The sequence below is a fragment of the Phaeobacter sp. JH20_26 genome (assembly GCF_048056275.1).
Lineage (GTDB): Bacteria > Pseudomonadota > Alphaproteobacteria > Rhodobacterales > Rhodobacteraceae > Phaeobacter > Phaeobacter bryozoorum.
Map to the genome: position 1 here is coordinate 297,287 of NZ_JAYMWL010000019.1, position 12,511 is coordinate 309,797.

Sequence of the window (12,511 nt, forward strand, 5' to 3'; positions counted from 1 at the left end):
GTTTTGATCGGCGGACTGGCAGGTTTTGAGATCATTCCGTGAAAAGAATGATGTGCTCACGCAGTATATGAGTGATGTTTCTTCATATCTTCTTGGTAGTATCTCTGCATAACTCCAAGAGGACCGATCAAATGACCACAGATATCGCCCCTGCCAACCTTCTTGATCGCTTTCGCGCATCACTTGCCGGGGCGGATTGTCTGGAGCGCCTGCGTGCGGGTGTCATTGGTGAGGGGGCCGAGCTGCCGGGGCCAAATGGGCCGGTCAAGATGATCTACGCCGATTATGTCGCCTCTGGCCGCGCCCTGCGGCAGGTTGAGGACTTCGTTCTGGCGGAGGTGCTGCCGTTTTATGCCAACAGTCACACCGAGGCGTCTTATTGCGGCAGCTTCATGACCCGGCTGCGTGGCGCGGCACGGCAGACGATTGCGCGGATCTGCGGCGCCGATGATCGCTTTGCCACGGTGTTTACCGGATCGGGTGCAACGGCGGGTCTGAACCGGCTGGTGCATCTGCTGGGGGTGTCCGGCGCGGTGGCGGCGGGGCAGCGGCCGCTGGTGATCCTTGGCCCTTATGAGCATCACTCAAACATCCTGCCCTGGCGCGAAAGCGGCGCCGAGGTGGTGGAGATTGCCGAAGCGGCCGAGGGTGGGCCGGACATGGCGGAGCTGGAGGCGGTCTTGCAGGGGGCGGCAGGCGGCGACCGCCTGATCGTGGGGGCGTTTTCAGCGGCCTCCAACGTGACGGGGATTGTCACCGACACCGATGCGGTCAGCCGGTTGCTGCGCCGGTACGGCGCGCGGGTGGTCTGGGATTATGCGGGCGGTGGCCCCTATCTGCCGATGGATATGGCGGCGGGCACCGATGCCGAGAAGGATGCGATTGTATTCTCTGCCCATAAATTCCTGGGCGGGCCGGGGGCATCCGGCGTGATGATCCTGCGCAAGGCTTCAGTGGCCAGCACACGCCCGACGCTGCCCGGTGGCGGCACGGTGAAATTCGTCTCGCCCTGGCAGCATGACTACGCCGAGGATCTTGCCGCCCGAGAAGAGGCCGGCACGCCCAATGTGGTGGGCGATATCCGCGTCGCGCTCTGCCTGCTGGTCAAGGAGGCGATGGGTCAGGCGTTTATGGACCGGCGGCAGGAAGAGCTGCGCCAGCGGGCGCTGGCGGCCTGGCAGGGTCTGCCCAATCTGCAAATCCTTGGCAATCCGAACGCCAAGCAGAAGCTGCCGATCTTTTCGTTTCAGGTGCAGGACCCCGAGACCGGCGCGCCGATCCACCAGCAGCTGTTCACCCGGATGCTGTCGGATCACTATGGCGTTCAGGCCCGCGGCGGCTGCGCCTGTGCCGGACCTTACGCGCATCGGCTGCTGAACATCGGGCATGTGCAGTCCCGCGCCATGCGGGCGGCCATTCTGGGTGGCAAGGAGATCGAGAAGCCGGGTTGGACGCGGCTCAACTTCTCCGCCACGCTGAGCGATGAGAAAGCCGATGCGATCATCCATGCGGTGCGGGACCTGGCGCAGGATCCGCAACGGTTCTGCGAGGGCTATAACGTCGATGTCTCTACCGCGCGCTTTGCGCCGAAGGTGGCATAATGTGCCGTCTGCTCGCCTGGAACGGGGCCCCGCGCTATCTTGAGGATCTGGTCTTCGTACCGGAACATTCGCTGGTGCATCAGTGCCGTAACGCGTTGATCTGCAAGACGCCGATCAATGCTGATGGGTTTGGGATGGCCTGGTATTCGGACCGGCCCGAACCCTGTCTGTACAAGGATACCCATCCGGCCTGGTCCGATCCAAATCTGGCGCAGATTTCGCGCCACACCAAGACCGGGCTGTTTCTGGCGCATGTGCGCGCCTCGACCGGGACGGCGACCTCGCGCAACAATTGCCATCCGTTTGCCAGTGGCAAATGGAGCTTCATGCACAATGGTCAGGCCGGCGGGCATATGATGTTCCGCAAGCGGCTGGACACGATGATCCCGGATGCTTTCTACGATCACCGTCTGGGCGGCACCGAGAGTGAGGCGATTTTCCTGATCGCGCTTGGGCTTGGCCTTGATGAGGATCCGATTGGCGCGGTGGCGGCGGCGGTACAGCAGGTCGAAGCGGTGTCGCGCGATCATGGCACCACGCCGCATATGCGGTTTGGCGCCTGCTGGTCCGATGGCACCCGGCTTTTTGCGGCGCGCTATGCCTCTGATCAATACGCACCGAGCCTCTATTACCGGATCTACGATGAGGGGGTGATTGTCACCTCCGAGCCGCTGGACAGCGACACCCGGAACTGGATCGAGGTGCAGCCGAACCGTGCGCTGGTCGTCGAAGGGGGGCGGGTTGTCGAGCTGCCGTTCACCGCGGCGCTGGCAGCGTAGCCATCCGGGCGGGTCAGAGCGGGGGCTCTGACGGGTCTCAGATCTTGCCTGTAGCTGAGCCTTTGACCGGGCTATTGACTGGCCCCTAAACTGGGCCTCTGCCCGCCCTCCGATATATCAGGGGGATCGCGGGAAGAGGCCGGTTGACTATCCCTACGATGCAGCGCAACCCTGTGGCGAAAATGGACGGGGATAGCTGAGCCGCCCGGCAGGGGTGGTCCGGCGCCCGGACCTGTGTCGGAGGAACCATGTCGCGTGAGGGATCACCCACCTACCCGTTGATCCGAAATGTCGGGCTGTCCGGTATGCTGGTCAGCTTTGGCGATCAGCTGGATGAGGCCACCAATCGCGCCACGCTGGCCTTTCGCGGTGCGGTCGACGATCTGGCGCTGAGCGGTGTGGTGGAAACCGCGACATCGCTGGCCTCGGTCTTTGTGCGGTTTGACCCGGCAGAGCTGCCGCATGAGCGTTTGCACGCGGCACTGGCGGATCTGTTGCAGACACGGGACTGGCGCGAAGCGCCCTTGCCGCAGGGGCGGCGGTTCTGGCGGGTGCCCACGGTCTATGGGACCGAGCTTGCACCGCAGCTGGCCGAGGCGGCGGATCTGGCGGGCCTGAGCGAACAGGCGGCAATTGACGAGCTGGGCGCGGCGCGGGTCAGGGTGCTGACCATCGGATTTGCCCCCGGGCAGCCCTATCTGGGCACTTTGGGCGAACATTGGGACATCCCGCGCCAGAGCGAAGTCACCCCTCAGGTGCCGGTCGGGGCGCTGGTGCTTGCGATCCGCCAGTTCGTCCTGTTTTCGACCGCGTCACCGACCGGCTGGCGCCATGTCGGGCAGACTGGCCTGACGCTGTTTCAACCCGAAGCCGCCGATCCATTTGCGCTGCGGGCGGGGGATGAGTTGCAGTTCGAGCCGGTGAGCCGCGCGGCGTTTCAGCGGTTGCGGGACAGCGGCGCCGAACAGGGCGGTGCAATTGTCAGCGAGGTCACATCATGAGAGCGCTGCGGGTTCTGCGGATCGGTCCCTCCTGCACGGTGCAGGACGGCGGACGGGTTGGCTATATCGGGCAGGGGCTGTCGCAGGGCGGCGCGGCGGATCGGCTGGCGCTCGCCGAGGGCGCGGCGCTGCTGCGGCAGGATGCCGGGTTGGCGGCGCTGGAGATGGCCGGCATGGGCGGGCTGTTCGAGGCAACCGAACCCATGCGGATTGCTCTGACCGGCGCCGAGATGCAGGCTACGCTGGATGGTGCGCCGCTGGTCTGGAACGGCTCGCACAGGATTGAACCGGGGCAGCGGCTGGAGATCGGCGCGGCCCGGCGCGGCGTCTATGGCTATCTGCATCTGGGCGGCGGATTGGCCACACCACAGCGGCTGGGCGGACGGTCGACGCATCTGGTGGCAGCTCTTGGCGCGCCGCTGGCCGAGGGCGATATCCTGCCGGTTGGCGAGGAGACGACGCCGGCGGCGCGGCGGGTGACCGGGCTTTGCCTTGATGTGGCGGATCGGTTCTCCGGCGGCGAGCTGCGGCTGGTCGAGAGTTTCCAGTCCGATCTTTTTGACCCGGCGGTGCGTCGGCGGTTTGCCGAGACGCCGTTCACGCCGGGGCGGCGCGCCAGCCGCATGGCGCTGCAACTGATGTCCGAGGGCGAGGGATTTGCCGCAGCGGGGCAGCTGAACGTTCTGTCGGAGGTCATCGTGCCGGGCGATGTGCAGATGACCGGCGATGGCCGCCCGTTCCTGCTGCTGCGCGAGGCGCAGACCACCGGCGGCTATCCCCGGATCGGTACGGTTCTGCCCTGCGATCTGTCGCGGGCGGTTCAGGCGGCTGCTGGGGCTGTGCTGCGGTTTCGCTGGGTCTCGCTGGCCGAAGGGCTGGCGCAGCAGGCGGCGCATGACGCGGCGCTGGCGCGGCTTCCCTCTGCCTGCCGACCGTTGCTGCGCGATCCGGCTGATATGGCTGACCTTCTGTCCTATCAGTTGATTGGTGGCGTGGTTTCCGCCGCAGCGGATCCTTTTGAACCCCGAGATGAGCCTGGAGCCGAGACATGAGCAAAACCGTCGATCTGAACGCCGATATGGGCGAAAGCTTTGGACCTTGGACGATGGGCGATGATGCAGCCCTGCTTGACGTGGTCTCCTCGGCCAATATTGCCTGCGGGTTTCATGCGGGCGACCCGGATGTGATGGCCGCGACCATGGCACTGGCGCGGGATCATGGCGTCGGGATCGGCGCGCATCCCGGTTTCGATGATTTGCAGGGGTTTGGCCGCCGCAAGATGCAGGTGCCGCAGGATACGCTGGCCAATCTGATCCGCTACCAGCTGGGCGCAGCGCAGGGCATGGCGCGGGCAGCGGGCGCCGAGGTGCGCCATCTGAAGCTGCATGGCGCCCTGTCGAATATGGCCTGCGTCGATCACGGCATGGCGCGGACCTGCTATGAGGCGGCGCTGGATCTGGACCCGGATCTGATCATCATGGTGCTGGCCGCCACCGCCATGGAGGAGGTGGTGCGCGAGCTGGGCTGCAACTGGTGCGGTGAGATCTTTGCCGACCGGGCCTATAATGACGATGGCACGCTGGTGGACCGGTCGCTGCCCGGCGCGGTGATCCATGACCCGGAGATTGCGGGACCGCGGATCCTGAAGATGGTCGCGGAAGGTGCGATCATCACGGAGAGTGGCGCCCGCATTCCCACGGCCATCGACACCATCTGCCTGCATGGCGACACGCCCACGGCGGTGCAGCTGGCCCGTTCGGTGCGCCAGTCGCTCTCTGACGGTGGAATCGCTATCCGTGCCTTTGAGGGCCGCCGCGGTTAGGCAGGGTGATGTGAAATTGGATGTGAATAATTTTGATGTATATCAGTAGTTTGTACCGCTGAGTATATAAATTGGATGTTGGAGCCTATTCCAATCTCCGATTTCTGGAGTAAACCTGTGGCAGCCCATCCCTGTATCAGGTCCCTGCCATGCCTCTTCGTCTGTTCTCGACCCGCTCACGCCCCATACATCTGGGCCCCTTTCCGATGGAGCGGTTGCAGCCCGGGGTGATGCCGGATCTGACGGCGGTGCCGCCATTTCAACGGCTGAGTTTTGCCCGGCCCGATATGCCTGCCTCTATCGTCAATGCGATGGGCGAATATCAGGCGATGATGGATGCGATCCGCGACGGGCTGGTCAACAAGGCGCAAGCTGACTGCCCGAGCGATCCGCAGGAGCGGGCCGATCATATCAAGGCCTTTGGCTATTTCAGCGATGCGGCGATGGTGGGGATCGGGCCGATGCCTGCCTCTGCCCGGCTGCACGTGCCTTATCGCAACCCCGATATCGACCGTCTGGCCCACGACCTGAAGACCCGCCAGACCAAGACGCTGGCCTCTGGCATCGACATGATCATGGCGGATCTGCGCGATGCGATGGAGGCGCCGCCGACCACCATCGGCGATCACACCCATTCGATTGTGTTCCTGTACGACATGCCGCGCGACCCGCGCCCGGAGGAGGTGGGCTGCGACTGGCTGGAGGGGGCCGAGCGGCACCGCGCCTGTCTGCGGGCCTCGGAGACGGCGGTGGTGCTGGCGAATTACATCCGTCTGCTGGGCTGGGATGCCAAGGCGCATACCGGGACGTCGGCGGATGTGGATCTCAATCAGCTGACCGTTGCGGCGGGGCTTGCGACGGTTGAGGATGGCAAGCTGGTGAACCCCTATCTGGGGACGCGGTTTGGCGTTGCGGTTGTAACCACCGATTTCGACATGGTGCAGGACAAGCCGCTGTTGCCGCAGGATCTGCAACCGGTGATGCAGGTGAAGGGGCCGAAATGGTGGCTGGGGATCGGGTCGGAACGCTCAGCGCTGAATGGCGACCCCTTTGCCCGCCGCGATTTCCGCGATGGCCCGCATCCGTTTGAAACGCTGAAGCGGGTGGAGGATCCCACCACCTATATTGACGAGGCGCGGGTGGCGCGGGTGCCCAAACGCGCCGACATGTTTGCCCGCAGCCAGTTCGGCGATATGGGCAAGACCAATCAGCAGGCCGCAACCGGCGGGTTCTACGTGCGCAAGGCCGCGCCTTCGATGGCGCAGCGGCGGATGCTGGGGGCCTTTGTGCTGTTGCAGGATGGTGCGCCGGCCACGCAGGCACCGCGCCCCACGGATGCGGAGCGCAATGCCGCCAACATCAAGGCGGCGAGCTATTGGCTGGGGATTGATGCGGTGGGAATCAGCCGCTGCCCGGAGTGGACCTGGTACAGCCATGACGCCACCGGCGCCGAGATCCACCCGGAACATGATCAGGCGATTTCGATGATTGTCGATCAGGGCTTTGACACCACCGAGGGCACCTCGGGGGACGACTGGATTGCAGTGGCGCAGTCGATGCGGGCCTATCTGCGGTTTTCGCTGCTGGGCGGCGTGATTGCGCGCCAGATCCGCAACCTCGGCTACAAGGCGAAGGCCCATACGGTGATGGATGGTGAGGTGTTGCAACCGCCGCTGCTGCTGTTGTCGGGGCTGGGGGAGGTGAGCCGGATTGGTGAGGTGATCCTGAATCCCTTCCTCGGACCGCGCCTGAAGTCTGGGGTTGTGACCACCGACATGCCGATGGCGCATGACAAGCCGATTGATTTTGGCCTGCAGGAGTTTTGCGAGGCTTGCAACAAATGTGCGCGCGAATGCCCGTCGGGGGCGATCACGGCCGGGCCGAAGCTGATGTTCAATGGCTATGAAATCTGGAAGTCGGACAGTCAGAAATGCACCACCTACCGGATCACCACGCCCGGCGGGGCGATGTGCGGGCGGTGTATGAAAACCTGCCCCTGGAATCTGGAGGGGATATTCAAGGAAAAACCCTTCCGCTGGGCGGCGATGAATATGCCAGCGGCGGCGCCTGCGCTGGCGCGGCTGGATGACATGGTCGGCAATGGCGAGATGAACCCGGCCAAGAAATGGTGGTGGGATCTGGAGCTGGAAGAGGACGGCGGCTATCGCCCGACGCGCCACCCGGTCAATGCGCGCGCGCTGCAAAAGGATCTGGATCTGCGCTATGAGGATCAGACGCTGGCGGTTTACCCCGCGCATCTGGCGCCGCATCCCTGGCCCTATCCGTTTCCTATGGACCGGGAGGCGGGGATTGAGGCCTATCAGGCGATGATCACCGCTGAGGAATACAAGGCCCGGCGCGCCCGCGGCGAGACCGGCGATTGGGATCACATTTATACCAATGACAGCGACAGCCCGGTTCTGCGGGTGGAGGTGTCGAATGTCGATGTGATGAGCGATGGCGTCACCAAGTACGAGTTCCAGAGCCTCGACGGCAGCCCCTTGCCCGAATGGACGGCGGGGGCGCATCTGGACATCGTGGTGGCACCGGAGTTCCTGCGCCAGTATTCCATGTCCGGTGACCCGGCGGATCGGTCGAAATATCAGATCGGGGTGTTGCGCGAGGATGTGGGGCGAGGGGGATCGAAGCTGCTCCACCGGATTTTCACTAAGGGACGGCGGGTCTTTATCTCCAAACCGATCAACCATTTCCCACTGGTGGAGGAGGCCAGCCGCAGTTTCCTGATGGGGGGCGGAATTGGTGTCACGCCGATGATTGCGATGGCGCATCGTCTGCATGCGTTGGGACAGCCGTTTGAGCTGCATTACTCCGTCCCCTCGCGCAAGGATGCAGGCTATCTCGACGATCTTGCAGCGATGCGCTGGGCGGACAATGTGCGGGTGCATGTCTCGGATGAGGGCAGCCGCGCCGATCTGGACCAGCTGCTGGCAGGGTATCAGGACGGCTGGCATGTCTACACCTGCGGGCCGGATCGCTACATGAGTGGGGTGATGGAGGCAGCAGAGCGGCAGGGCTTCCCTGAGGAGGCGCGCCATCTTGAGTATTTCTCGGTGCCGGAGGTGCCGGAGTATGAAAACCACGACTTCACACTGAAGCTGGCGCGCTCGGGGCGTGAGGTGTTGGTGCCTGCGGAGAAAACCGCCACCGATGTGCTGGCGGAGAACGGCATTCATATTGATGTGAAATGTTCCGACGGCATCTGTGGTGTTTGCAAATGCGGGCTGGTTTCAGGCGAGGTGGAACACCGCGATTTCGTGCTGTCCAAGGCGCAGCGCAAGGGCGCGGTGATCCTGTGCCAGTCACGGGCCGCAGAAAAGGGCGGCGTGATCGAGGTGGATCTCTGAGCGCTGCGCGGAGGCGTCAGCCGGCCGCAAATAAAACGGGCCGCGCGTGACATCGCGCGGCCCGTATCGTGCTGGTAGGTCGCGGTTTAGCTATCCCTTGCGGCCTTCATCTCGACTGCGCGGATCAGGGCCGTGGCCAGCGCGCTTTCGGAGATCGGTTTTTGCACAATCGGGCAGGGCGGGTAGATATCGACGATATCCTGCACCTCGCCATAGCCGGTGGTCAGCACAAAGGGGATGCCCTGCCGGGCCAGCTCCTCGGCCACCGGCACCGATTGTTCGGAGCCGAGATTGACGTCCAGCACCGCATATTCAAAGCCGCCCTCCGCCAGTGCGTCCAGCGCCTTGCCGACGGAGGAGGCGCTGGCGACCTCGAAGAAACCCATATCTTCGAGCATTGCGGTAAGATCCATGGCGATGATGAAACTGTCCTCAACCACCAGCGCCTTGCCCTGAAGCTGCGCGGCCTGTTGGGCCGGATCCACCATGATGGTGGTCTCGGCGACGGTTGTCTCATCGACGATCTTGTGCAGGTAGAGGGTGGGAATGCGGAACGATGCCTCAAGACCTGTGGTCTTGTACTGGATCGTGGCATCGCCCTTCAGCTCATGCGGGATGGAATTCTCCACGATCGAGGAGCCAAATCCGCGCCGCGAGGGAGGGGCAACCGGTGGCCCGCCCCGTTCGACCCAGTCGATCAGAAGCGCGCCGCTGTCTTCTTCCTTCAGGGTGATGATGACCCGGCCCACCCCGTTGCTGAGCGCGCCGTGCTTGACGGAGTTTGTGGTCAGCTCATGCAGGACAAGCGCCAGCGTGGTGAACGCCGTCGGCGAGATCAACGCGTCGGGACCGTTGATCACCACCTCACCAGGACGCCCGGTGGTATAGGCCTCCAGTTCGCAGGTTATAAGGGCGCGCAGAGAGGCGGGCTCCCATTGTTCGCTGGTCAGCTGGTCATGGGCGCGTGCCAGCGAATGGATGCGGCCATCAAGATTGTCGGTAAATTCGGTCAGCGTGCGCGCCGTTCCCTTGGTCTGGGTGACCAGCCCGCGCATCAGGTTGAGGATATTGCGGACCCGGTGGTTGAGTTCGGAGATCAGCAATTGCTGCTGCTCCTCGGCCCGCGCCCGTTCGGCATTGGCGGCCTCGGTCACCTTGAGGAAGATTTCCAGCAGCACGGTGCGCAGCAGATTGGCACTGTGAAGGGCTTCCTCTGCCCAGGGGACACTGCGCCATTCCACGGTTTCCTGCCAGGCCTCAAAGCTCTTGCGCGGGGTAAGCCGCACGCCATTGGGGCCGACCTCCATCGGTTTGGTCGGATCCCCCGCCCATTCCACGGTCTGCGAGATCTTGCGCCGACACAGGATCAGATAGTCGCGCGGGCGTTTGGAGATCGGGATCGCCAGAATGCCTGCGCAGCGGTCGATGTAGTCGCGTGCGGGTTCGTGAAGGCTCTCCAGCTGGTTGGTGGAAAAGGCGGTTGTGCCGATGGTCAGATCCAGCATCCGCGCCAGCGACCGGGTTTCCTCGGCGGTCGGGGTGAGGCCGGTGGCCTGGAAGTCGCCATCTGAGTAGAGCACTAGCCCGTCATGCGGGATCACGTCCTGAATATCCTCGGACACCGATATCAGGCTGTCCTTGAACGGGCGGCCATCCGCCAGCATCGCCATCAGCTGCGTTTGCAGCCGGTTCATGTTCTTTTCTTCGCGGCTGCGCTGCTTGGTCTCGAACTGGCTCAGCTCATAGGAGAAGACATGGGCAAACATCTCGATCGCGGTGCGGCGCTCATAATCAATGTAGCGCGGGCGATTGTGGTGGCAGGCAAACAGCCCCCAAAGCTCGCCATCCTTCATGATCGACACCGACATCGAGGCGCGCACGCCCATGTTGCGCAGATATTCCAGATGGATCGGCGACACGGCGCGCGTCACCGCCAGCGACAGGTCCAGCGGGGCGCCGTCGATCTTGAAGGCAGGGGTGATCGGTGAGCCGGCATCATCCACATCCGCAATCAGCCGCAGCAGCGAGCGTTTGTAGAGCGCGCGTGCCTGAACCGGGATATCGGAGGCGGGAAAGAACATGTTTTCGTATTTCTTGGTCCGGTCGCTGCGCACCTCGGCAATGACCTGGCCGGACTGATCGGGCTGAAACTGATAGACCATCACGCTGTCGAAACCGGAAAGCGCCTGCAGCCCCCGTGCCGCCCCCTGCGCCAGTCGGGCGATGCCCTCATCGCGGCGCAGCTGCGAGAAATGCGGATAGATCTCCGACATCACATCGCGCTCGCTGCGGTCGAACTTCGGTTCGAACTCCACCACCAGATGGCGCCCGCTCTGATGGATGCTGATATCAAAGGCCTGAACGCCGGTCTTCAGCGGGATGTTGAAAAAGCGCAGGCTGCTGTCCGGGGCTTCCAAGGCGCCCAGATTGCGGCGAACGCGGCTGAAGGCCGCCTCGGTGATCAGCCCTGCCAGCGACTGGCCGATGGCCTCCTCAGCCGCGATGCCCAGGATTTCCTGCAGGTTCTCCGAAGCATGCTGCACGATCCAATCGGTCGATAAGGCGATCAGCCCGCCATAGGATTGCACCCGGCCCAGTTGATGAATGGGTTCGCGATCGCAGTTGGTCAGGGTCGTCGTGGAAACGGTTTGTTCCAAAGCCATTATACAGGCCCTTTTTATTGGGATGTTATCAATATCATGCGCGCTGTCCGATCCGCGCAGTCTTCTCAGCAGTCTTATATATCAAGCGGGTAATTCAATCGGCGTGGTGCCGAACGGTGTAAGCCGGGCGGCGGTCTGGAAAAGGTCAAACCCCTTGCGGGTATCCGCCACGATCCGATGCGCCAGCGCGCCATCGGGGGGGAGGTGATCCAGATCATCGCATGTTGCCCGCCATGGCACCAGATGGTCGCGCGGTCTGAAATAGTCAGGCAGCTCCCCCGGTCCTGCGGCATCGCTCAGGCGGCGGCGCAGCACCTCATTGCCCATGCGCGAGCCAAGCACCAGATAGTCGACGGCTGTGGGGTGCAGCTCTGGCGTATCCGCTGCAATGACGGCCGGCTGTCGCCCGATGGCGGCGCAATCCGCGCGCAGGGCGTCGATCAGCGCTGCCAGCAGCGGGCTGGCGCGACCGGTCTGGCCGCCGCTGGTCCGCGATAGCGCGTAGAGCGCAGTATGCTGACAGCTGAGAAACCAGGCGAGATGGGGCAGGGGACTTTCGTGAAACGGGGCAAAGGCCCGCTCTGCCGCGTCATGTTCCATACGGGTGATCCGGCGCAGCATGTGGCGGAAACCGTCATTCGTAGCGCGCGCTCCGTCTTGGCCGGGGGCAGGTGCCGGGGGGGCTGCTGACGCACGGCTCTCCGCCGCTCGCTGCGCGGACTGGGATAGGGGAAGGTCTCTCATCGTCTTTTGTCTTGGTTCCGCGATTGCGCTGTTGATTCCGTGGCAGCCCAGGCATCAGCGGGCCCGGGCTGGTCGTGCCTTCCATCGCAGTCGGCGGGCGATGAGGAGGACATTGACCAGTGTTCTGACCGATGCCGCCACGCCCCGGCTGCGGCTCCACCAAAGCCTATGATGGTGCGACGACACAAGCCATAGTCTTTATAGTGACCTCGCGGCGCGGGTCGATTTTGCGAGCCGGGGGCCACGGCGTGGACTTTTTACGCTGAGAGTCCCGTGCTCGGGGCGCGTGACGCGCTGAGACACCGAGTCGGATGAGCGCGAGTCGGCAGGCGTTTAGTGGTCCCGGGCATGCGTACCTCTATATATAGATTTGAGCAGGGGGATCTTTGGAGATCGCGCCTGCGGTTGCGGGCAGAATGGATCAAGGAAGCTGGGTTAATCTGTCGAATATGGATGTGTAACAGTCTGATATTGCTTGATAATATTACTTTTTCCCGGAAACTTCATGAAAATGTCAAAAAACCGCTTGCGGCCAT

At 63.5% G+C, this 12,511-nt stretch carries 8 protein-coding genes; 6 read left to right on the forward strand and 2 right to left on the reverse strand.

From position 1 onward, the window contains the following. Window positions 1-131 precede the first annotated feature (131 nt). The 6 genes from VWY60_RS16890 (at window position 132) to VWY60_RS16915 (ending at window position 8,568) form a co-directional block, all read left to right on the forward strand. Window positions 132-1,601: an aminotransferase class V-fold PLP-dependent enzyme gene (locus VWY60_RS16890; RefSeq protein ID WP_416541220.1), complete on the forward strand. Its 1,470-nt coding sequence runs from the start codon at window positions 132-134 to the stop codon at window positions 1,599-1,601. Beyond that, on the forward strand, window positions 1,601-2,380 hold the full coding sequence (locus VWY60_RS16895) for a class II glutamine amidotransferase (RefSeq protein WP_340546834.1): 780 nt from the start codon (window positions 1,601-1,603) through the stop codon (window positions 2,378-2,380). Before VWY60_RS16890 ends, VWY60_RS16895 begins: the two co-directional genes overlap by 1 nt. A 248-nt stretch (window positions 2,381-2,628) precedes the next feature. Continuing rightward, a complete protein-coding gene (locus VWY60_RS16900) occupies window positions 2,629-3,381 on the forward strand; it encodes a 5-oxoprolinase subunit B family protein (protein ID WP_416541221.1) in 753 nt (250 codons plus the stop codon). Next, complete coding sequence (locus VWY60_RS16905) at window positions 3,378-4,433, forward strand: biotin-dependent carboxyltransferase family protein (protein WP_416535242.1); 1,056 nt, start codon at window positions 3,378-3,380, stop codon at window positions 4,431-4,433. The genes VWY60_RS16900 and VWY60_RS16905 overlap by 4 nt, the downstream gene beginning before the upstream one ends. Continuing rightward, window positions 4,430-5,203, forward strand: a complete 774-nt coding sequence (locus tag VWY60_RS16910) for a LamB/YcsF family protein (protein WP_416541222.1) — start codon at window positions 4,430-4,432, stop codon at window positions 5,201-5,203. Before VWY60_RS16905 ends, VWY60_RS16910 begins: the two co-directional genes overlap by 4 nt. Before the next feature lie 149 nt (window positions 5,204-5,352). Beyond that, the gene (locus tag VWY60_RS16915; RefSeq protein ID WP_416541223.1) at window positions 5,353-8,568 is read left to right on the forward strand and encodes a 2Fe-2S iron-sulfur cluster-binding protein; all 3,216 of its coding nucleotides are present in this window, start codon (window positions 5,353-5,355) and stop codon (window positions 8,566-8,568) included. 86 nt (window positions 8,569-8,654) lie between these two features. On the opposite strand, the gene VWY60_RS16920 is transcribed toward VWY60_RS16915, so the two are convergent. Both VWY60_RS16920 and VWY60_RS16925 read right to left on the reverse strand, forming a co-directional pair. Then, window positions 8,655-11,231: an HWE histidine kinase domain-containing protein gene (locus VWY60_RS16920; protein ID WP_416541224.1), complete on the reverse strand. Its 2,577-nt coding sequence runs from the start codon at window positions 11,229-11,231 to the stop codon at window positions 8,655-8,657. Window positions 11,232-11,312: 81 nt separating this feature from the next. Next, complete coding sequence (locus tag VWY60_RS16925) at window positions 11,313-11,852, reverse strand: hypothetical protein (protein WP_416592530.1); 540 nt, start codon at window positions 11,850-11,852, stop codon at window positions 11,313-11,315. Window positions 11,853-12,511: the final 659 nt, after the last annotated feature.